We start from the raw sequence: 22,179 nt of genomic DNA, 5'->3' as shown, positions 1-22,179 counted from the left end.
GTGTAGAATTTACACAAATTTAGTTATCTTTTTTTATAGGCTTTTTTAAGCCTTTCATCTCCTGATATACTAGCTGTTTTATGGTTTGTATGTTTTTTTTGATATCTTCTAATAAAACGATTTTATAGTCCTTGTTTTCATAGGTTTTATACTGGGCATTTAAGATAAGATAAGCAAGAACGCCCTTTTTATTTAAATTTAAATTTTTTGCAAGTTTTTTTAAGAGTTTTGAATCTTGTTTATTTAGCTTTATTTTCATTTTTTCTCCTTATGAATTTTCATATTTTAGCATATTTTATCCGTTTTTAAATAACTAAAATAGTTATGATATAATCTCAAATAAAGCTACTATTATCAATATTAAAATTATAGTTGTGATTAATTTTCCATCAAGGTCATCTCTTTCATTTGCAAATTTTGCCTCTTTTGCTTGTTTTACCCTTGACAATTTTAGTCTTTTCTTGGCGTTAATTAAATCTTCATGTGTTTTTTGGAGCTTGCGTCTACCATCACTATACTTCATTACATAGCCTAAAATATAAAATATAATAATTCATTATTCACCTTTTTTATATAATAGCTAAAAGAATGTTAAAAAGCAATTTAAAGTTAATAAATTTCAAAAAAGAGATAAATACTTAGTGGCGGACAGAGAGGGATTTGAACCCTCGAAGCCCGATTAAGACTTGCACCCTTAGCAGGGGTGTGGTTTCAGCCACTCACCCATCTGTCCATTTTAAAAACGAACATTCTAGCAAAAAATAGTTAATTTAAAACTTAAATACTTATATACCCTAGTAAAAAGGTAACTGCACAGCCAAAAATAAGGGTTAAAATTTGCTTATTTCTATCCCTTTTTATAGCAAAAAATGTGATTATAAGACCTGATACATAAAGGGCTAACATACAAAGTCCAAAGCCTATACCCATTACAGAAAAATACCACGCCCCCTTATCTTTATGTAACAAAATCATATCGCCTAATAAGCTTTTTGTTTGAGTAGTGATAGTATAAGAATTCTCATCATTTTTAGCTATACTAGCACTATAATGAAATGAGCCTATGCTTATTTCATCGCTTTTTCTTTTTTTATTAGTTATTAACTCATCTTTTGGAAGTTTAAGCTTGTTTTCTTTTAAAAACTCCATTAAGGTCAATCTTTCTTCCCCACTATTTATAGCTTTGTTAAGCGTATAAGTGTTAGTTTTCATACCAACATCATCATGAATTCCGCTTATATAACAAATGCCAGTTATTGCATAAAGTAGGGCACAGGGCAAGAAAAAGATACTTAAATAAATGTGAATTTGACGAAAGAGTTTGTTTTTATTTATCATTTTGTCTCCTTTATTGATTATAAATAAACGATAAAATGATAATACTCAAAAGTAAATTCAATATAAAATTTAAAATTTTAATTTATTAACGCTTTTATTTAAGCTATCAAAAAAATAGTCAACGTCCTTTTTTTCATGCGTATAATGCAAACTGGCCCTTAACCAGCCAGGTTTAAATTTTAAAGGTTGATTATCTTTTAATTTTAATAAATCATGCCCATAAGGTCCTGCACAAGCACAACCTGCCCTAGTTTGAATGTGAAAATTTTTACTTAAATAATATGCTAAATCAAAAGGTGAAAGGTCCTTTATATTAAAAGAAAAAATACAAAGTCTATTTGTTAAATTCTTTGCATAAAGTTCTAAGTCCTTGAAATTTAAAGCCTTTTCAAAAAAGTATGTTTTTAATTCTTCTTCTTTTTGATTAATTGCGTTAAGCCCTATTTTATCTTTAATGTCAAAGGCAAGACCTGCTCTAATTAACTGTAAAATTCCAGGTGTTCCTCCTTCTTCTAAGGCCTCTTCATTACACAAATAATCCTGCCCTGTTCTTGAAACATAACCAACAGTCCCTCCTGCTGCAAAGCTTGGTTTAATCCCACATAATTTTTTTTTAATAACTAAAATTCCACAACCTGCCACCCCTCCTATGAATTTATGCGAACTAATAAATAAGGCATCATAAAAATCACAAGATATATTTTTATAAGGGGCAAAAGAAGATGCGTCAAAGGCTACTATACCCTTATATTTTCTAATCAAAGAAGAAATTTTTTCATAATCACTTAAAATTCCTGTTACATTTGAAGCCAAAGAAAAACTAGCTATAATCTTTCTTTTTGCATTTTTTTTTAAGGTATTTTCTAAGCTTACAAAGTCTATTTCCCCCTTCAAATTTAAAGGAATTCTTACATACTCACAAAGTCCTTCTCTAAACGAAAGTTCGTTTGAATGGTGTTCGTAAGGTCCTATTATAACAAGGGGTAAGTCTTTTTTATAAATATTTTTTAGATATTTTTCTTTTATAAAGGGTGTTACATAAATTCCCATTAATTCTTGAAATTTCTTAATAGCACTACTAGCACCCGTACCACACGAAATAACTGCAAAATCCTTACTTAAATTTAAACTTTGCTTTATGGTATTTCTTGCATTTTCGTAAAGTTCTTGCATTTTAAAGGAATTTAAGGCACTATCTGAGTGTGTATTTGCATAATATGGTAAGATTAAACGAATTTTTTTTTCTACGCTTTTTAAGGCCAAAGCACTTGCTGCAAAATCAAAATATAAGGTATTTTTTTTCAAAATTATATCATTTTTTAAATCAGTAATTTTCAATCACAAATCCTTTAAAAATTTGCTAAAATTATACAATATAAACTTTACAAAAAAGGGCAGATTATAAAATTAAGTCATTTTGCAAATGCACATAAGGAATTAAGCTTTAATCAAATAATTGATTTTTACTCGGTTTTTGGTGGCTTAAATGTAGAAAATTTTACGGGGGAACTCTTTTTAGATATTGAAAATCTACTCTTAAAAAACTACGAAAAAATAAATGCTGATTTTAATTTTAATGCCATTAGTTCTTACGCCCTTAACCTTTTAGCAAAAAATAGTCGTAAAAAATATTCTATCTTGCGTAAGATTAGCCATTTTAAAGGCCTTAGCATTATGCAAGAAATGTTAAATTTAGGTATTTTAAAGCTTGAAAAAAGCAAGGAAGAGAAATTTTTCAAAGATAAAAGATATAAGCTTAAAAAAGATTTAAGAAGCTATGTGATACAAGATAAACTAGTATTTAAGGACAATTTTACACGTTTTTTCTTTCGCTTTTTAAAATCAAATGAAAAATTGATTTTAAAGGGCGAGTTTGACATTGTTTTAAATGATATTAAATTAAATTTAGAACATTATCAAAGCTTTTGTTTTGAACAACTTGCTTGTGAGTATTTAGAAGAACAATTTCAGGTTTTAAATGTGCAAAGTTATTGGAATAAAGAATTAGAACTTGATGTTTATTATAAGGATGAAAATTTGTGTTTTATAGGCGAGGTTAAATTTAAACATAAAAAAATTTGTAAAAATATATTAAATCAATTAAAATTTAAGGCAAAAAGGCTAAATTTAACACCTGATTATTATATACTTTTTTCTAAAAATGGCTTTAGCGAACAATTTGACAAAAGTGCGGAAAAAAATGTACTTTTATATGATTTAAATGCCTTTAAAAAACTTATATAAGGAAAAAAATGAACGAACATATATTAAAAAGTCTTGATTCAAGAGAAAAAGAAACCCTGCAAAAAGGGCTTGAAAGCTTAATAGAACAAACCTATGTTATAGAAAATGAGTATAAAATTTTAAATGAAAATTATAATTCTTTAAGGGCTATGGTTAGTGAGATTATCGAAGTTTTGCCCACTGCTTTATGGATTTTAAGCCCTGAAAAAGAAATCATTTTACAAAATCACGAGGCCATTAAAAATGCTGAATTGCTTGATAAAATAAGCCTTGATAAAAGCCATTTTGAGCTTGAATTTAAGGGCAAATTTTACATAGTAAAAATTATATTACAAAGCGATAAAACAATTATCTCAGCCACTGATATAAGCGATGAAAAAAGGAATGAAAGATTAGTTAGCATGGGAAGTGTGGCTGCACATTTAGCCCATGAAATAAGAAATCCAATAGGTTCTATATCCTTACTGGCCTCAACACTTTTTTCAAGAAGTGAGTTAAAAAATAAACACATAGTTTTAGAAATTCAAAAGGCCATTGCTAGAGTAGAAAGGATTGTAAAATCCACCTTGCTTTTTACAAAGGGCGTTCATATCAATGCAAATGAATTTAATTTAATAGAGTTAAAAGAAGAATGCGAACAAGCTATAAATTCTTATAATTTTAGTGAAAATATAGAATTTAAAATGGATTTTTTAGATATTAATATAAAGGCTGATAAAGCCCTTTTAAGCTTAGTCTTGCAAAATTTAATTTATAATGGCATTGATGCCATTGAAGAAGCAGATAATGAAAATGGAAAAATGCGTATTGAAAGCTTTATTAAGGATAAAATTTTATATATTAGGGTTTTTGATAATGGCATTAATATCAAGGATGAAAATTTGGTCTTTGAGGCCTTTAAAACTACCAAGCTTAAAGGAAATGGCTTAGGACTTTGCCTTTCAAAAGAAATTATTAACGCCCATGGTGGAGAACTTAGCTTTGAAAAAGAACCTAAGAATTTTTATTTTACCTTGCCACTTTAAAATATCTAATATAAAAAAAGGTCCAGTAAAAACTAGCTATTATAAAAATAGACCCAAAGATAGCAGTTATGAAATTTAAGCCTAAATTACACTCAAATAAAAACCCTGTCATTATACTAACCAAAACACTAACGCTAAGATAAAGCATATTTGTATAGGCTATTACCCTACCATGAAATTCCTTGTTTGTGTAATGTTGTATAAGCATTAAAGTATAAGACCATAAAGAAGAGGTAAAAAAACCAGCCATCATTATACCAATACAAGAAAGATAAAAATTTTCTTGTAAAAACGCCCATAAAATAAGCCCAAAGCCCTGACCTATGAAAAAAAGATTAAGTCTTTTTGTGTTAATGATTTTACTTAATATAAAAGAACCAAAGACTAAGGATATTGCCCTAACCGAATTTAAAAAGCCTATAATTAAGCTAGAAGATAATTCATCTTTATAATTATGCTTTGCTAAAAGGGTGATTAAGGTTTCATAGGTGGTAATGCCTATTATTGCGTGTAAAATAATTAAATGTAAAATGATTTTATGCTTAAAAATATAAGCAATGCCTTGTTTTATCATTTTTAAGCTTTTGTGATTTAATCTTTTTTTAAAAGTTGGAATCCTTAAAAAAAGCAATAAACAAACGCCAAAGGCTATTAAAATACCATCAAAAATAAAGGCTAGTTGGATATTTAAAAAATATATGAAAATTCCAGCACTTGCCATGCCCGTAGTGTATGAAAGACCCCAAATAATGCTATAAATTTCATTTGCTAGTTTTAAGTCATCTTTATTTAAAATTTTAGCAACTAAACTCATTTGCGTTTGAAAATAAATTTCAGCCACACAAAGCCTTACAAATATGAGTATAAAAAGCATATAAAGCATAGTTAAATTTGTGATAAATACTAAAAAAATTATAGAAAAAAACTCAATAATAGCAGTTATTATAAGTAAATTTTTTGGCTTATTTTTTTCAACTATAATGCCATTAATTGGGGCTAGTAAAATTCCAGGTACAAAAGCTAAAAAGGCACTTGTAGAAATTGCCCAAGTTGGAGCATTTAGGGTTATTAAAAGGGTAAAGACCCCAGTTTGAGAAAACCAAGCCCCAAAATATACTATAAATTGTATAAAGGTTAAAATTCTAATATTTTTATTTCTTTTAAGAAAATTGATATAATTCATAGCTTTCATTATATCTAAGAAGTTATAATATCAAATACAATAAAAAAGGAAATTTTTTGAAAAGACTAGATAAAAAAGAAGCCCTAAATTTACTACAAAATGCTGATTTATACGAACTTGGAAACTTAGCTTATAAAAAAAAGTTAGAACTTCACCCTGATAAAATAACCACCTTTGTCGTGGATAGAAATATTAATTATACAAATGTTTGCTGTATAGATTGTGATTTTTGTGCCTTTTATAGACATGCAAAGGAAAATGATGCTTATATTTTAAGCTTTGAAGAAATTGGCAAAAAGATAGAAGAATTACAAAATATAGGTGGTACCCAAATTTTATTTCAAGGAGGGGTTCACCCTAAGCTTAAAATTGAATGGTATGAGAACTTAGTGGAATGGATTAGTAAGCATTATCCAAATATAACCTTGCATGGTTTTTCAGCAGTTGAGATAGCTTATATTGCTAGGATTAGTAAAATTTCTATTAAAGAGGTTTTAAGCAGACTTCAAAAAAAGGGGCTTTTTTCTATACCTGGGGCTGGGGCTGAGGTGCTAAGTGATAGGGTTAGAGATGAGATAGCCCCAAATAAATGTGATACAAAAACTTGGCTAGAAGTTCACAGACAAGCTCATTTAATAGGCATGAAAAGCACGGCTACTATGATGTTTGGTACCATTGAAACAGATGAAGAATTAATAGACCATTTTGAGCATTTAAGAAAATTGCAAGATGAAACGGCAGGTTTTCGAGCCTTTATCTTATGGTCCTTTCAAAGTCAAAATACTAAGCTTAAACAAAAGCACCCTGAAATTTTAAAACAAAGTTCAAATCGTTATTTAAGGCTTTTAGCCTTGGCTAGATTATACCTGGATAATTTTAAAAATTTACAAAGTTCTTGGGTTACGCAAGGTTCTTTAATAGGGCAACTTGCCTTAAAATTTGGTGCTAATGATTTAGGTTCTACTATGATGGAAGAAAATGTAGTTTCTGCAGCAGGGGCTAGTTATGAAATGAGTCAAAATGAAATGATAAGGCTTATTCGCTCCCTTGGTGAAAACCCGGCAAAACGCAATACAGCTTATGAAATTTTAGAAAGGTTTTAATGCAATACTTAGAAGAAAAAAAAGTAAAAATTCCTTTGATTTTTGAAGAAAATAATGACTTAGATATAGTAGTTTGCAAATTTGTTTTTAAAAATTGTGGTAGAAGTTATGACAAGATAGATGGGCTTTGTAAAATGTTTGCAAATTTATTAAATGAAGGTGTTGATGATAAATTCTTTAAAGAACTTGATTTTAGGGCTATAAGCTTAGAAGCAAGTAGTGGTTTTGAAAGTCTTGAACTTAGCCTTTCAATGCTTAAAGAACAAGCCAAATTTGGCTTTTTAGCCTTAAAAGAACTTTTACAAAAGCCAAGGTTTGATGAAGAAATTTTAAAACGTATTAAAATAAACACGCTTGGGAATTTAGCAAGTAAAAATAGCGACTTTGACTACCTTGCAAAGAGACTTTTAGATAAAAGCATATTTGAGTATGAAGAATTTAAAACCTCAAATAGTGGAGATGAAAAAAGCATTGAAAATATAAATTTAACGCACTTAAAAGCCTTTTACGATGATTTTATTAGTCTTTCAAATCTTTGTATAGTACTTGGTGGCAAGTTAGATATTAAAGAAGCAAAAACACTTTTGGGTCCTATTTTATCAATTCTTAAAAAAGGCATTATAAGCCAGGATAAGCACTATGAACTAAGCAAAAAAACAAAGAATGAGATGCTTATTAGAAAAGAAAGCGAACAAGCTTATATTTATTTTTCAAGCCCTATTTTTATAAAAGATAGTGACAAGGATGCATACTTAGCTAAAATCGCCCTTTTTATACTAGGTCAAGGAGGTTTTGGCTCAAGGTTAATGGAAGAAATTCGCGTTAAAAGAGGACTTGCTTATTCAGCCTATGCAATGCTTGATTTAAGGACTTCTTTTCAAAGGGTTTTTGGTTATTTACAAACTAAAAATAAAAGTGCAAAAGAGGCTAAAAATATAGTTAAGGAAGTATTTGCAAATTTTATTAAAAATGGAGTTAATGAAGATGAATTAAACGGGGCTAAAAATTTTTTAATAGGCTCAACCCCTCTTCGCTATGAAAGCTTAATAAAAAGGCTAAATATCGCCTTTAGCGAGTATTATAAAGGCTTAGGAATTGGACATTATAAAAAAGAACTTGATTTTATAGAAAAGACAAAATTAAATGAGTTAAATGCCTATATAAAAAGGCATAAAGAAATTTTAAATTTAAGTTTTGCAAGCGTACAAAATGAAGCTTAGTAATGATGATTATAAACTTTTTACGCGTTTAAATCTTAAAAATGTTATAGACTTAGCCCTTTTACTACCTAAAAAAATTGAAAATTTAAATCTTACAAAGACTCCAAAGGAAAATTCAATCTGTACTCAAAGCATGGTTATTAAACATGTTAGTTTTAATAGTAATCGCTTATTTGGGATTGGATTTTGCGAGGATTTTAATTGTGACTTAAATTTTGTAATCTTTAATGCTAGGGCGTGGCATTTAAATAATTATAAAAAAGGTTCCACCATACTTTTTAACGCAACTCTTAAAATTTTTAACAATACTTGGCAAATTAGCAATCCTAAAATCCTTAAACAAGCCGGTGGCTTTCATCCAAAGTATCAAATTACAGGCATTAAAGATGAATCGATTAAAAATTTAATACAAAAATATGTAAATTATGAAAATTTAAAAGAAAGTGGCTTAGATGATGAGTATATAAATTTTTTACTTACTTTTCATAAATACGATGAAGAAAGCTACATGCTTTTTGAAAATTTAGAATTTCATAAAGATAAATTAAAATACATTGAACTATATAATTTTTTAAGACGTTTAAATTCCATAAAAACAGATATTAAAAGCCATGTGATCAAGCCCTTTGATATTAGTGATTGGCTTAAAACCTTGCCCTTTGAGCCAACAAATGACCAAATAAAGGCTATTGAAGATATAAAAAATGACTTACAAAGTGACAAGGCAAAAAGGCGGGTTATAATGGGGGATGTGGGTTGTGGTAAGACTTTAATTTTACTTGCAGCTGCTTTAATGGTCTATCCTAAACAAGCTATTTTAATGGTACCTACTAGCATTTTAGCAAATCAAATTTATGAAGAGGCAAAAAAACTTTTGCCAGATTTTATAAATATCTTATTTCTTACAAAAAACAATAAAGAAAAAGAACTTAACGAAAAAATCAAAAATGCAAATTTAATAATAGGCACCCACGCCCTACTTTACATAAAATCCCACCAAGCAGTACTTATAATGATAGATGAACAACATCGCTTTGGTTCAAATCAAAGACAAGGAATTTATGCTTTAAGTGATAACGAGTTAGTCCCTCATTTTGTGCAATTTTCAGCCACCCCTATACCAAGAACCCTAAGCATGATACAATCATCCCTTTTAAATTTTAGCTTTATTAAACAAATGCCCTTTGTTAAGGATATTCAAACTATTTGCATTCAAAGAAAGGATTTTTTAAATTTAAAGGCAAAGATTGATGAAGAAATAGCCCAAAATCACCAAGTAATTATTATCTATCCCCTTGTTAATCAAAGCGATAAAATTCAATATAAATCACTTGAAGAAGCCAGTTCTTACTGGCAAACAAACTATAAAAATGTCTTTATAACACATGGCAAGGATAAAAACAAGGATGAAATTTTAGTTAATTTTAGAGATAAGGGTGATATTTTGCTAAGTACCACGGTCGTTGAAGTTGGGATTTCTTTGCCTCGCCTAAGCGTGATTATTATAATAGGGGCTGAAAGGCTAGGTCTTGCAAGTTTACATCAACTTCGTGGCAGGGTTGGTCGCATAGGGCTTAAAAGCTTTTGTTATCTTTATACTAATCTTAATGAAATTCCACAAAGACTAATTGATTTTTCAAATACCCTTGACGGCTTTAAAATCGCTGAAATGGACCTTAAAAATCGCTTGAGTGGTGATTTAATAGGAGGACTTATCCAGCATGGCAATGATTTTAAATTTTTTGATTTTGCAAACGATGAAGCAATCTTACAAAAAGTACAAAAAGATTTAAAAAGCTAAGGGTATATCATGAATTTATCAACACTTAATTGCGTTATTTTATGTGGTGGTAAATCAAGCAGAATGAAACAAGATAAAAGTCTTTTAAGCGTAAGTGAGAATGAAAATTTAACACAATTTTTAATTGATAAATTTAAAGACATTTTTAAAGAGATCTTTGTAAGTGCTAAAAATGATAAATTTAACAATGTCTTTAAGCTTATAAAAGATGATGAAAACTATGATTTTTATGCCTCAATGCTCGGGCTTTATTCTATTTTAAAGACCTTTAAAAATGAATTTGTCTTTATAATTTGCGTGGATTACCCCTTGATAGAAAAAAAACACATTGAAAAAATGGCTACTTTTTTAGATAAAAATTATAAAGCCATAATCGCACAAAGTAAGCAAAAAAAGCATTTTTTATGTGGTTTTTATCATAGTAGTTTAGCTAATTTATGTAAAGAAAATTTAGATAAAAACGAACTTAAAATTGAAAATTTGCTTAACAATATCCCTTATAAAAGCGTTGAATTTGACGATGAAAAAAGCTTTTTAAACTTAAATTTTTATGATGATTATTTGAAATTTAAAGGGCTTTTATGAAAAAAATATTTTTTTATTTAAGCCTTTTTACCTTTTTATATGCAAATAGCGAACTAAAACAGGTCTTAGAATATGAAAAAAACGGTGATTATGAAAGGGCCATGAAAATTTATAAAAAAATAGCCTTGCAAAAAAGCGATATAAATAAAAGTTTAAGCTTAACAAAAAAACCTACAAAAAACGAAGAAGAAGAAAATAATATTTTTTCAAACATAGCCTTAAAAAACTATCTTGGCAAGGAACAAAGCTTTAACCCCTTTGGAATTAGTGCTTATAAAATGAATTATTTTTTGCCTTATTCTTATAGCTTTAAAAATTTAGAAAATGGCAATAGCAAATACGAGGTAAAATTTCAATTAAGCATTAAAAAAATGCTTTTTGAAAACCTTATGGGACTTGATGAAAAGTATTATTTTGCCTATACTCAAACTTCTTGGTGGCAAATTTATAAACACTCATCACCTTTTAGAGAAAATAATTATCAGCCTGAGTTTTTTATAGATTTTCCCTTAAATTTTGAAGAAAATCACCTTTTAAATACGCTTAGATTTGGGCTTTTGCATGAGTCAAATGGACAAGGGGACGCTGAGCTTAAATCGCGTTCTTGGAATAGAATCTATCTTAGTACCACGCTTTTTTATGATAATTTTATCTTTATACCTAGAATTTGGTATAGAATACCCGAACCAAGAAATAATGATGACAACCCTGATATAAGGCATTATATGGGAGCCTTTGATATTAATTTAGGATACGTTGGAAAGAATTTTTTTGTAAATTCTATGTTTAGAAATAATCTTGATTTTAGCGACAATAAAGGGGCTACCCAGCTTGATTTTGGATACGACCTTTTTGATAATGGGGTTTTTTGGTATGTACAATACTTTAATGGCTATGGAGAAAGCTTGATTGATTATAATCGCTATATACAACGTCTATCTATGGGACTTTTAATAGCTTACTAAGGATAAAAATGAAGACAAAATACAATTTTTTTAATAACACAAAATTCGCCTTGCAAGGCATTTTAGCTATGCTTAAAGAAGAAATGGCATTTAGAATAGAATTATTTTTTATACTTCCTTTAATCATCATAAGCCTTTTTTTGCCTATAAGTTTGATTGAACACTTATTTTTAATCCTTGTTTTATTTATCATTTTAATAGCTGAGTGCATAAATTCAGCCATTGAAGCCTGTGTGGATTTAATAACTGACAAATGGCACATAAAGGCAAAAATGGCAAAAGATTGCGCTAGTGCTGGAGTTTTTTTTAGTATAATTTTAGCCCTTATAACTTGGCTTAGCATTTTATTTGTTAATTTTTTCTAAGCACTCATTTATACGAATTTTTAAAGAAGTAGTATCTAAATTTAAAGATTTTAAAACATCTTGGGTCTTACCATGGGTTATAAAACTATCTTCAAATTCAAAGCTAAATAACCTTACTTGCAAATTTTCTTTTTGTAAAAAATCATTTAATAAAGTAGCTACGCCACCTATCTTAGCACTATCACTAAATATAAACCAAATCTTGCATTTAGTAGCTACTTTTATTAAAAGTCCTTTATCTAGTGGCTTAGCAAAGATTAAATCAATAAAATTTGCAAGGTCCTTAATGCCATCATTTTCATAAGCCTTTAATACCTCAAAAGCACGGCCACAGCCCTGACCATAGCCTATAAAAGCAATGTTACTATTATTTTCGATAAGCCATTCACCCTTGCCAAACTTTATCTCGCAGGGGCTAAATTCATCATTTAATATAAAAGCCCCCCTAGGATAACGAAGTCCCAAAGGACCCTTGTGAAAATATGCGTATTCCATGATATTTTTCATCATATTTTCATCCCTTGGGGCGATTAAACTTAAATTTGGAATAGGGGCTAAAAAGCTAATATCAAAGGCCCCTTGGTGAGTTTCTCCATCTTCTCCTACAATACCAGCCCTATCCATAGCAAAGACAACATTTAAATTCATAATAGCACAATCATGAATTACCTGATCGTACGCCCTTTGTAAAAAGGTGCTATAAATAGCTATAAAGGGCTTAAAACCTTCCTTTGCCATAGCCGCCATAGAAGTAACTGCGTGTTGTTCGGCAATTGCCACGTCCCAAAAGCGATTAGGATAAAGTTCAATTAAGTTCTCAAGCCCTGTTCCACTAGGCATTGCAGCAGTTACGCCTACTACATTTTTGTATTTTTTTGCCAAACTTAATAAATTTTCACTAAAAATTTGAGTGGCTGTCTTTTTACTCTCACTTGCTTTAATGCTTTGTCCACTTTTTATATCAAAGGCACTCACCCCATGCCATTTTGCCTCTTTTTGTTCGGCTAAAACATAGCCCTTGCCCTTAATGGTTTTAGCATGGATAACGCAAGGCTTTAGCATGGATTTTGCTTGTTTTAAAGCACTAATTACTTCTTTTATATTGTGCCCATCAATAGGCCCTATATATTCAAGTCCAAGTTCTTCAAATAAAAATCCAGGACTTAATAGCTTAAAAGTTTCTTCAAAACGTTTAGCCATATAACTAGCCCCATCGGGTAAAAATTCAAGCATTTTTTCTACTCTTTGCTTAAATTTTTGATAAAAAGGCGTAGCCATAGTTTGAGAAATATATTTTGAAATAGCCCCTATTGGCTTACTTATACTCATCTCATTATCGTTAAATATAATAATGCAAGGATATTTATTATCCCCTAACTCATTTAAGGCCTCATACGCCATTCCAGCACTTAATGCCCCATCACCTATCATAACAACAGGAATACGATTTTCATTTTTTAAAAAAATCGCCTTACAAGCCCCTATTGCTAAGGATATTGAGGTACTAGAATGACCTGCTATAAAATAATCTCCATCTTCAACCTTAGTATAACCACTAAGCCCATTAAATTGACGCAAACTTTCAAATTTATCTTCTTTTCCTGTTAATAATTTATGTGCGTAAGATTGGTGAGATACATCAAAGATAAAGGGATTAGTTTTGTAATCAAATACATAGTGCATAGCAATGCTAAGTTCTATTACGCCTAAATTTGAGCTAAGATGCCCTCCATTTTTGCTAACTACATTTATGATTTTTTCACGCAAATTTTTAGCTAATAAATTTAACTCATCTATTTTTAAATTTTGTAATTCTTCGTGTGTATAGGCTAATCTATCATTCATTATTTATCATTTTTTTAACCTTAACAAGCCTATTATTAAGGTTTGATTCTATATTACCAGCATCGCTTAAAATCACAACACTGCCCTTTGTTATGGCATCATCAAGGCTTATTTTTATATGAGTGTTATCTTCAAATTGAGCCTTTAAGTATTCATAATCAGCCGCACTTACCTTTAACTCAATAGCACTTGCCCCCTTTAACTCACTTAAAAGGTCCTTTGCTAAAGCATAGGCAATTTTAGCCGAGTTTTTATCAAGTTCTTTTAAAATAACTTCTTTTGCTATATCAACTGCCGTGTCTGCTAATTCTTTTTCATTTTGGGCTATAAAATTATCCAAATTCTTACAAGCTTCTTCAAGCTTAGCCGTGCTTTTTACATATCTATCTTTAAGTTCTACCATTTCTTTTTCAAATTCAGCCTTAGCCTTTTCATAACCTTCTTTTGTGTATTTTTCCTTAGCGTTTTCAAGTTCGCTACTTAGCCTATTATTAAATTCGCTTTCTTGACTTTCTACTTGCATTTGTAACTTAATAATATTATTTGACATTTCATCCGTTTTTTTAAGCAAATCTTCAACAAAGCTTGGTTGAAAGGCAAGGGGAATTTCTTTTTCTTCTTCAAAGTTCTCTTCTTTTTCCTTTTCTTCCTTAATCTCTTTTGTTTCTTTATCTTCTTTATGCTCACTTGGCTTTTCTTCTTCTTCTGGCTTAGAAAATTCAGAAATTATCTTAAAACGATAACCTTCAACCACATGTTGATTCGAGGTTTCATTTGAAATGACATTACTTCTAGTTACCATATCTTACGCCTATTCTATCATCTCATCAGCGTCGCCTGTTTGCACAAGCCCTTGTTCTGCAAGTTTTTGAACAACTTCAACGACCTTTCTTTGTGATTCTTCCACATCTTTAACACGCACAGCACCCAAAAAGCCCATTTCTTCTAAGAAGGCCTCACTTGCACGTGAAGACATATTAGAAAGGAATTTTTGTTTTAATTCCTCGCTAGCACCCTTTAATCCTATCATTAAATCGCGTTTATCAGCAGCTTTAAGAATTTCCCTTATAGCTTGAGTACTAAGTTTTTGTATATCATCAAAGGTAAACATTAATTCTTTAATGGTTTCAGCCAAACGTTCATCACTTTGTTCTATATAAGTAATAGTAGATTTTGATGCCTTTTGACCTAAGCGGTTAAGTACTTCTGCAACGGCCCTTGGCCCTCCAACTTCAACCTTATAAGAAGTAAGGCTTTCAAGCTTACTTTCAAGGACAGCTGATACCCTTTTTATAATGCTTGGCGAAATATCGCCTAGATTTGCCATTCTTATAACTACCTCAGCCCTTAACTCATCACTAAAATATTCCAATGTTTCAGCTGCATGAATTGAGTCCATGTGTGCTAAAATAAGGGCTATTGTTTGAGGGTGTTCTTTTGTGATAAAGTCTGCTAATTGTTGAGGCTTAATTTGTGCAAGGTATGCAAAATTTTGATTATTTTCCATACTCTTAGTTAATTTTTCTAAAATTTTATTAGCTATATCAGGTCCAAAGGTCCTAAATAAAATTTCCTTAGCATACTCTAAACCACCACTTTTTATGTATTGATTAGATTGTAAAAGGGTATAAAATTCTTCTAACACTGCTGTAGCTACTGAGCGGTCGACAGATTTTGCCACTGCTATATAGCGAGAAATTTCAGTAATAACATCTATTTCCATATGTGAAAAAACGGAAGTTGTCGCATCTTCTCCAAGTTGTATCAAAAATATCGCAACCTTTTCAGGCATTGATAAATCATCATAAACCATTTTTTGTTCTTCGGTAAGCTTAATCATTATAAGTCCTTATTCTCGCTAAATTCGCTATCATTTTGAATTAAATTTTGTAAAAGGGCTGAAATTTCCTCACTTTTATCGGTCACTAGCCCACGCAGTTTTTCAAGTAAAACGTCATATTGTATAGAATCTTCATTGAAATTATCACCAAAACCAAGTTGTTCTTCAACCTTTTTCCTAGCCGCGTTAAATTTCTCTAAGGTATCTTCTGCATCATCAAGCACGGCATTTGGTCCTTCTTGTGCTTCTTCTTGTGCGGCTGCATCTTCAAGCATTTTTTGCATAAATGGCGCGATAACCTTTTTATAGAAGAAAAATAACAACACCGCTGCGATTAGGTATTTTACAGGAGGTATAAATGGTTCAACAAAACGACCATAGAAGGTCTTAACCTGACTTTCAACCTTAGCACTTTCTTGGTGGAAAGGTAAATTTTGAACTACTACGCTATCCCCTCTTGCAGCGTTAAAATTTATAGTGCTTTTTACTATATTTTCAATACCGCTTAATTGTTCAGGCGTTAATGGTACATATTGATTAGTAACTATCCCATTTTCATCGGCTATATCTTGATATTTGCCATCAATTGTAACAGCAGCAGAAATTCTAATAGGTACGCCAAATTGCTTTTTAGTATTTGTTATAGTCTTTGAAAGTTCGTTATTTGTAGTAACTTGGTCCTTGCTATAAGTTTCTCTTAAACCATCACCTTCAAGCCCTTCTACTGGTCCTATATTTGAAACAGCCCCAGGTACGCCTTGTACTTCTTTATCTTTTCTACCATCTTTTCTTTCAGATAAAGTTTGTTCGCTTCTAACTATGGCATTAGGGTCATAAATTTCAGATTGGGATTCTTGTTTTGAAAAGTCAAATTCTATATTTACACTAACTTCTATTTTATCCCTACCACCAGCAAAGGGTGCTAAGGAATTTACAATCTTTTCTTCAAGTTCGCTTTCATAATCCCTTTTATACTTTACCTCAGCAGCAATAATATCTGAATCATAGGCCTCTTGTTCATCAAGGGTTATACCATTTTGATCACTTATCCTAACATTTGCAGGAACTAGTTTTGGCACAGCATGAGATACTATATTTTTAATACCATCTATTTGTTTTCTAGTAAGCTTTAAGCCCTCTCTTATATTTACCACAACAGAAGCAGTAGGGGGCTTTTGTCTATCTACAAAGGTGCTTTCCTTTGGGATAGCCACGTGAACAACAGCACTTTTAATAGGTTCTAAAGTTTCAATAGTCCTTGCAAGCTCGCCCTCTAAGGACCTTTGCGTTTGAATATCTAGTTCTCTAGTAGTTATACCAAATTTAGTAGAATCAAAGCTTTCCCAGCCTATGCGACTTTCTTTAATAAGCCCTTCACTAGCTATAAACATTCTTTGACGATAAACCTGATCAGCTGGTACTAAAATAGTATTTTCATCTCTTAATCTATAAGGAACGCCGTTTTGTTCAAGCCTTGTTACAATGGCAGCTGATGAACTTGGGCTTACATTTTCAACCAAAACAGCATAACCATCACCAACTCCGCCAGTACCACGACTATATAAGCTAAGTCCTACTAAAAAGCCAACAACAACGACAATAGAAGCTGCAATAACGATTCTTTGTTTGCGAGTGAGCTTTTGATAAATTTGCCCAATCTGCAATAACATCGTCTTATAATCCATCAATACCCTCTAAGCGATAATAAAAATTTTTTAGCTATCTTCTTGTAAAATTTTTGCAAATTCATCAAAAAATTTCGCATTCTCCAAAGGCGTCCCTATTGTGATACGAACGGCGTTTAAGCCATAGCTTTTTAAATTTCTTATTATTATACCTTTTTTAAGCAAATTTTCAGCGATAAGTGTACTATTTTTTTTATCTTTGAATAAATAAGTAATGAAATTTGTATAACTTGGTATAAATTCAATACTATTTTGTATAGCAAAATCCTCAAATTTTTTCATCTCATCAAGATTATTTTGCAAGGTTTTTTGAGTAAATTCATTATCTGTCAAAGCAGCAACAGCAGCCTTTAAGCTTAAATTTGTCACATTAAAAGGAGGTCTTAATTTATAAAGTGCCTTGATTATCTTTTCATTAGCTATGCCATAACCTACGCGTAGCCCCCCAAGTCCATAAAGCTTAGAAAAGGTTCCTAAATAAAGCACATTGTCAAATTCCTCTATTAATGCCTTAGGCTTTAACTCCTTATTTTTATCCTTAAAACTTGCAAATTCATTATAAGCAGCGTCAAGTACCACTAAACAATCCTTATCCACCTTTCTTATAAATTTTCTAATAGCAACACTATCTAAACACTCGCCCAAGGGGTTATTTGGCACACATAAAAAGATGATTTTAACCTTATCTTTGTGTTTTTTATAAAGGTGTTTAAAATTTTTAAGATTATGTTCAATGCTCTTTGTTTTATAGCATTTTGCCCCAACTTGCTTAGCATAAATTTGATACATAGCAAAGCTTACCCCACTTTGCAAACAAGCATGTTCATCATTTAACTTTGCATGAACTGCAAATTCAATTATTTGGTCGCTCCCAGCACCTATTATAAGCTCATTTTCATTAATGCAAAATTTAGCACTCAATGCTTGTTTTAACTCGGCCATACTATCATCAGGGTAGCGATTTGCCTTATTTGCATTTGCTTGTAAGCTTTCAATAACCTTTGAAGAAGTCCCATAAGGATTTTCATTACTAGCAAGTTTTATAACTTCACTAAGCCTGTACTCCTTAGCAATTACTTCTATATCCTTGCCAGGTTCATAAGTAGCTATATTATCTAGCACAGCATTAAATTTCATCTTAGCTCCTTTTAAAATTTTCATTAATAAAAATTTTATCAAAAATTCCTTTATAGTTAATTTTTTTTAAAAAATTCTCATCTTGCAAAAGCTTAAAAATATGCGATTTTCCTATATGCCTACAACCATTTGTAGCTAAAGAACTATATTTAAGCCAATTAGCATTTAAAAAAAATTTATCAAGTTTATTTTTTAAATTTTGGTTTTGATAAATAATTGCTATGCCACTTTTATATTTTACCTGAGAAAAATCACTAACCACAGCATTTTCCTTAAAAAAAGTGCTTGAAAGATAAAAATTTGCCTTTTTGTTAAAAATCCATTCTTTGCCACATTCTCTATTTTTAGCCAAAGAAACGATAATCACCCTTAAAATATCATTGAAAGGTTCTTGCTTTTCTTTTTGTTTATACCAGCTAAATTCGTTTTTTTCTTGTTTGTAATTTTTACTCCAAATTTGAAAGCAACATTTAACATCCTTTTCTTTTCCATTGCTTAAATAAAAAGAATTCTTAGCTAAAACTTCTTCATATAATAAATTAAAATCCTTAACCTTATATCTAATAGACCCCTTACCTAAGCTTTGAAAAAACATAGGCAATATAAAACACACAAAATCAGCCTCCTTAGAATGCTTTATAAATTCCAATGCCAAAACCCCACGATGCCCAAAAGGTGGTTTTCCTATAACGATTAATGGCTTTTTTGGCAAAGTAAAATTTAAATAATTAGTTTGCAAAATATCAAAAGAACTTTTATTTATATCTACGCCTATTTTTTTATGTGGCAAAAGCTTATAAAAACAACCATCCCCAACACTTGGTTCAAGCCAGGTATATTTTTTAATATTCTCATACTTGCTAATGATTTCCTTGCTTTTTTCAAAAAGATATTGTGCGATTTTTGGCTTTGTAAAATACTCATATAAAATATTTTCATTATTTTCTTTCATAAGCCCACCATTTATATATTTTAACAATTCACTCTCCTGCTAAATACGACCCAAGCCATACTACGTCGCTACCCTTTAGTGCCCTTTGTACATTTTCATCATCAATGTGACCTTCAAAATCTATATAAAAACTATGTATAAATTCTCTAGTTTTAACAGGTCTTGATTCAAGCTTTGTTATATTGATATTTTCTTTTTTAAATTGTTCTAAAAAGGTACTTAAACTTCCTGGCGTGTGTGCAGTGTGTGCTAGAATCGAGGTTTTACAATTTGGCATTTTTGGATTTTTAATATCGCTTAGTATTAAAAATCTAGTCCTATTTGCCAGGTTATCTTCTATTTTTTCAAATAAAATCGGCACATTATAAAGCTTAGCAGCTATCTTAGAACAAATAGCAGCTGAGTATTCATCTTGTGAGGCTAAATAAGCAGCTTGTGCGGTTGATTTACTAGGGATAAACTCAATCTCGCTTAAGGCGTGGCTTTCTAAAAATTTTCGGCATTGATTATAGCCTTGTGGATGAGAATAAATTCTTTTTAACTCCTTTAAATTCTCATTAATACCCACAAAAGAATGGTGTATATCCATATAAATTTCACCAAAGATTTTAATCTTAGTGTATTCGCCTAAGCAATCAAGGGTTATACCAACAGCCCCTTCTGTATTATTTTCAATGGGTACAACTCCATATTTTGCCTCCTTATTCATAAGTTCTTTAAAGACATCTTCTATATTTGAAAGGGCTATATACCTACTCATAGCCCCAAATCTAGCCCTAGCAGCTTGGTGTGAGTAAGTTCCTTCAGGTCCTAAATAAGCCACACTTTGAGGCATTTCTAAATTCCTTGAAACTGCAAAAATTTCTCCATAAATGGCCTCGATAGCATTTTGGTCTAACAAGCCTTTATTGTTATTTTTAAGGCGATTAATTATAGCACGTTCGCGTTCAGGCCTATAAATAGCACTACCTTGACTTTTTTTAAATTCCCCAACGTTTTTAACATAAGCCATTCTTTCATTTAAAAGCTTTAAAATCGCATCATCAACTGCATCAATCTTAGTTCTTAACTCATCTAGCATGTCAATCCTTTCATAAATTCTAAAACACTTGGATAAACACTCTTTAAAATACTAGTATCAAGCCCCTTAGTATCTGAAATTTTACCACTTAAAACCAAAACACAACTCATTCCAAATTCCTTTGCCTTTACTAAATCACCCTTATAATCATCGCTTATTATACAAATATCTTCAAATTTAGCGTTTTCATTTTGCATTTTAATTAATTTCAAAGCCGTTTCATAAAAGGCCCTACTAGGCTTTCCAACCACTTCATATTCAAATTCATAAGCATTTTTAAGCATAGCCATAATGCTACCAACCCCAGGATATGATAAATTATCCTTTTTATAAATGCTTGTTTCATGCATGGCTATCATTTTAACGCCCTTTTTTGCAAATTCTATCATATTTGCAAAGTCCTTAAATTTAAAATCATCATAACTGGCTACCAAAACAGCCTTAGGGCTTTGATATTCAAGCGTAAAACCTAATTCTTGCAAACTATTTAAAAACTCCTCTGCCCCATAAGCAGCCACCTTGCAAGGCTTGATTAAATTCTCAAATACATAAAAAGGGTCTAAATACGCATATTGTTTTATATCAAGACCTTGTTTTCTAAGTGTGCTTAAAAAATCAAGTTTTTTTGTATTGTTTGTGATAATCACATAAGGTAGATTATTTGCATTTAAAAAGCCTATAAGTTCTTTTGCACCTTCGATTAAGGATTTATCTTTATCACTTAATAAGGTCCCTTGTACGTCGATAAAAAACATAGTTTACTCCAAAAAAATTTTAAAATTATAGCAAAGAATTTTTTATAATTTATTTTTTAAAAAATTTGTTATAATCAGGCTAAAATTTTTAAGAAGTAAATTATACAAAATTATGAAAAATACTTAAATATGAACGAAAAAAAACATCTTGTAACTTCTTTAATGAACGCAAAGAAAAGAAAGGCTAAGTTAAAGGCAGATTTACAAAGCAAGTTAAAGGATGCTACGAACTGAATCAAATTTTTAAAGAAAGTATTGATGAGCCAGAAATAAAATATAAAGAACCTAGCAAGGCTTTATTAAAAGCTATTAAATAAGTTGAAAATGGTGAAGTATACGGACCCTTTGATACTATAGAAGATGCAATGAAGTTTTTAGAAAAATGAAACTAAAATTTACTAAATCATTTAAAAAATCCTTTAAAAAGCTAAATGATAGCGATAAAGCATTATTTAAAGATATTGCAAAAAAACTGCAAAATAACGAAATTTTAGATAAAAAATATCACGACCACCAACTTATAGAAAAATTTAAAGATTATAGATAATGCCATTTAAAACCAGATTTGCTTTTAATATATCAAAAACAAGAAGTAGAACTTATTTTATATTGTATTAATATAGGTTATCATAGTGAGCTTTTTTAAAAAAGCTCAAAAATTTAACATTTTTAAAATTTTTCCCACAAAACCCCTAAACTTTTTTTTTAATCAAGCGATATAGTGAGTAACAATCGCATGGATGCGATTGAAATTCATTCCAAAAAGGATTTACAATGGGATTTCGTATTAATACAAATGTCGCAGCTCTTACTGCCCAAGCTAATTCTACAAAAAATAGTAGAAGCTTAGACCAAACACTAGAAAGATTAAGCTCAGGTCTTAGAATCAACTCAGCAGCCGATGATGCCTCTGGTATGGCGATTGCTGATAATCTTCGTCAACAAGCTTCAACTTTAGGACAAGCTATTAATAATGCTAATGATGCATTAAGCGTTCTTCAAACAGCTGATAAGGCAATGGATGAACAAATTAGTATACTTGAAACTATCAAAAC

General features: G+C 30.5%; 21 protein-coding genes, 1 tRNA gene and 2 pseudogenes. 10 read left to right on the top strand and 14 right to left on the bottom strand.

From position 1 onward, the window contains the following. Positions 1-19 precede the first annotated feature (19 nt). From FMM58_RS06715 to FMM58_RS06695, 5 genes are all read right to left on the bottom strand, one after another. A complete protein-coding gene (locus tag FMM58_RS06715; RefSeq protein ID WP_150140933.1) occupies positions 20-259 on the bottom strand; it encodes a hypothetical protein in 240 nt (79 codons plus the stop codon). A 63-nt stretch (positions 260-322) separates the two neighbouring features. Then, positions 323-523, bottom strand: coding sequence for a hypothetical protein (locus FMM58_RS06710; RefSeq protein WP_150140931.1), 201 nt, complete (start codon positions 521-523; stop codon positions 323-325). A 119-nt stretch (positions 524-642) separates the two neighbouring features. Beyond that, positions 643-733, bottom strand: a tRNA-Ser gene (locus FMM58_RS06705). 44 nt (positions 734-777) lie between these two features. Beyond that, positions 778-1,338: a hypothetical protein gene (locus tag FMM58_RS06700; protein WP_150140929.1), complete on the bottom strand. Its 561-nt coding sequence runs from the start codon at positions 1,336-1,338 to the stop codon at positions 778-780. 69 nt (positions 1,339-1,407) lie between these two features. Next, entirely contained in the window at positions 1,408-2,676 is a 1,269-nt protein-coding gene (locus FMM58_RS06695; protein WP_150140927.1) for an aminotransferase class V-fold PLP-dependent enzyme, read from the bottom strand. 114 nt (positions 2,677-2,790) lie between these two features. Between FMM58_RS06695 and FMM58_RS06690 the strand changes: the two genes are divergently transcribed. Together FMM58_RS06690 and FMM58_RS06685 are read left to right on the top strand one after the other, a co-directional pair. Further along, positions 2,791-3,582, top strand: coding sequence for a DUF234 domain-containing protein (locus FMM58_RS06690; RefSeq protein ID WP_223810232.1), 792 nt, complete (start codon positions 2,791-2,793; stop codon positions 3,580-3,582). Positions 3,583-3,590: 8 nt separating this feature from the next. Beyond that, positions 3,591-4,607: a sensor histidine kinase gene (locus FMM58_RS06685; RefSeq protein ID WP_150140923.1), complete on the top strand. Its 1,017-nt coding sequence runs from the start codon at positions 3,591-3,593 to the stop codon at positions 4,605-4,607. Here FMM58_RS06685 and FMM58_RS06680 read toward each other — a convergent pair. Then, on the bottom strand, positions 4,591-5,790 hold the full coding sequence (locus FMM58_RS06680; RefSeq protein ID WP_150140921.1) for an MFS transporter: 1,200 nt from the start codon (positions 5,788-5,790) through the stop codon (positions 4,591-4,593). The genes FMM58_RS06685 and FMM58_RS06680 overlap by 17 nt on opposite strands. Before the next feature lie 56 nt (positions 5,791-5,846). Between FMM58_RS06680 and FMM58_RS06675 the strand changes: the two genes are divergently transcribed. Genes FMM58_RS06675 through FMM58_RS06650 form a run of 6 tightly spaced genes read left to right on the top strand, consistent with a single transcriptional unit; the run spans position 5,847 to position 11,829 of the window. Then, positions 5,847-6,893, top strand: a complete 1,047-nt coding sequence (locus FMM58_RS06675) for a dehypoxanthine futalosine cyclase (RefSeq protein WP_150140919.1) — start codon at positions 5,847-5,849, stop codon at positions 6,891-6,893. Then, the gene (locus FMM58_RS06670) at positions 6,893-8,113 is read left to right on the top strand and encodes a M16 family metallopeptidase (RefSeq protein ID WP_150140917.1); all 1,221 of its coding nucleotides are present in this window, start codon (positions 6,893-6,895) and stop codon (positions 8,111-8,113) included. The genes FMM58_RS06675 and FMM58_RS06670 overlap by 1 nt, the downstream gene beginning before the upstream one ends. After that, positions 8,103-9,914 (top strand): ATP-dependent DNA helicase RecG, encoded by a 1,812-nt coding sequence (recG, locus tag FMM58_RS06665; protein WP_150140915.1) that lies wholly within the window; start codon positions 8,103-8,105, stop codon positions 9,912-9,914. The genes FMM58_RS06670 and recG overlap by 11 nt, the downstream gene beginning before the upstream one ends. Before the next feature lie 9 nt (positions 9,915-9,923). Further along, positions 9,924-10,499: a molybdenum cofactor guanylyltransferase gene (locus FMM58_RS06660; protein WP_150180524.1), complete on the top strand. Its 576-nt coding sequence runs from the start codon at positions 9,924-9,926 to the stop codon at positions 10,497-10,499. Continuing rightward, positions 10,496-11,464: a phospholipase A gene (locus tag FMM58_RS06655; protein WP_150180523.1), complete on the top strand. Its 969-nt coding sequence runs from the start codon at positions 10,496-10,498 to the stop codon at positions 11,462-11,464. The genes FMM58_RS06660 and FMM58_RS06655 overlap by 4 nt, the downstream gene beginning before the upstream one ends. A gap of 8 nt (positions 11,465-11,472) precedes the next feature. Beyond that, positions 11,473-11,829: a diacylglycerol kinase gene (locus tag FMM58_RS06650; RefSeq protein WP_150140909.1), complete on the top strand. Its 357-nt coding sequence runs from the start codon at positions 11,473-11,475 to the stop codon at positions 11,827-11,829. Here the strand turns inward: FMM58_RS06650 and dxs are convergent. Genes dxs through FMM58_RS06610 form a run of 8 tightly spaced genes read right to left on the bottom strand, consistent with a single transcriptional unit; the run spans position 11,809 to position 21,124 of the window. Beyond that, the gene (gene dxs / locus FMM58_RS06645; RefSeq protein WP_150140907.1) at positions 11,809-13,674 is read right to left on the bottom strand and encodes a 1-deoxy-D-xylulose-5-phosphate synthase; all 1,866 of its coding nucleotides are present in this window, start codon (positions 13,672-13,674) and stop codon (positions 11,809-11,811) included. The two genes, FMM58_RS06650 and dxs, sit on opposite strands and share 21 nt — an antisense overlap. Continuing rightward, positions 13,667-14,476, bottom strand: a complete 810-nt coding sequence (gene fliH, locus FMM58_RS06640; protein WP_150180522.1) for a flagellar assembly protein FliH — start codon at positions 14,474-14,476, stop codon at positions 13,667-13,669. Before fliH ends, dxs begins: the two co-directional genes overlap by 8 nt. A gap of 9 nt (positions 14,477-14,485) precedes the next feature. Continuing rightward, positions 14,486-15,514 carry a flagellar motor switch protein FliG gene (gene fliG, locus FMM58_RS06635; RefSeq protein WP_150140903.1) on the bottom strand — a complete coding sequence of 343 codons (1,029 nt, stop codon included), beginning with the start codon at positions 15,512-15,514 and terminating at the stop codon, positions 14,486-14,488. Further along, complete coding sequence (gene fliF, locus FMM58_RS06630; protein ID WP_150140901.1) at positions 15,514-17,199, bottom strand: flagellar basal-body MS-ring/collar protein FliF; 1,686 nt, start codon at positions 17,197-17,199, stop codon at positions 15,514-15,516. Before fliF ends, fliG begins: the two co-directional genes overlap by 1 nt. Positions 17,200-17,229: 30 nt before the next feature. Further along, positions 17,230-18,336 carry a histidinol-phosphate transaminase gene (gene hisC / locus FMM58_RS06625; protein WP_150140899.1) on the bottom strand — a complete coding sequence of 369 codons (1,107 nt, stop codon included), beginning with the start codon at positions 18,334-18,336 and terminating at the stop codon, positions 17,230-17,232. A 1-nt stretch (position 18,337) separates the two neighbouring features. Continuing rightward, positions 18,338-19,288, bottom strand: a complete 951-nt coding sequence (locus tag FMM58_RS06620) for an SAM-dependent methyltransferase (protein WP_150180526.1) — start codon at positions 19,286-19,288, stop codon at positions 18,338-18,340. 28 nt (positions 19,289-19,316) lie between these two features. Then, entirely contained in the window at positions 19,317-20,369 is a 1,053-nt protein-coding gene (gene pheA, locus FMM58_RS06615; RefSeq protein ID WP_411675306.1) for a prephenate dehydratase, read from the bottom strand. After that, entirely contained in the window at positions 20,363-21,124 is a 762-nt protein-coding gene (locus FMM58_RS06610; RefSeq protein ID WP_150140895.1) for an HAD-IIA family hydrolase, read from the bottom strand. The genes pheA and FMM58_RS06610 overlap by 7 nt, the downstream gene beginning before the upstream one ends. Before the next feature lie 382 nt (positions 21,125-21,506). On the opposite strand from FMM58_RS06610, the pseudogene FMM58_RS06605 reads away from it, so the two are divergent. Then, positions 21,507-21,770: pseudogene (locus FMM58_RS06605) on the top strand (type II toxin-antitoxin system YafQ family toxin). Positions 21,771-21,898: 128 nt separating this feature from the next. Beyond that, positions 21,899-22,179 (top strand): annotated as a pseudogene (locus FMM58_RS06600) (flagellin); the annotation flags it as partial.

The sequence above is a fragment of the Campylobacter sp. LR291e genome, from assembly GCF_008633915.1.
Taxonomy (GTDB): Bacteria; Campylobacterota; Campylobacteria; order Campylobacterales; family Campylobacteraceae; genus Campylobacter_D.
The sequence above is the reverse complement of the archived record's forward strand: the minus strand, read 5'-3'. Positions and strand labels throughout refer to the sequence as shown.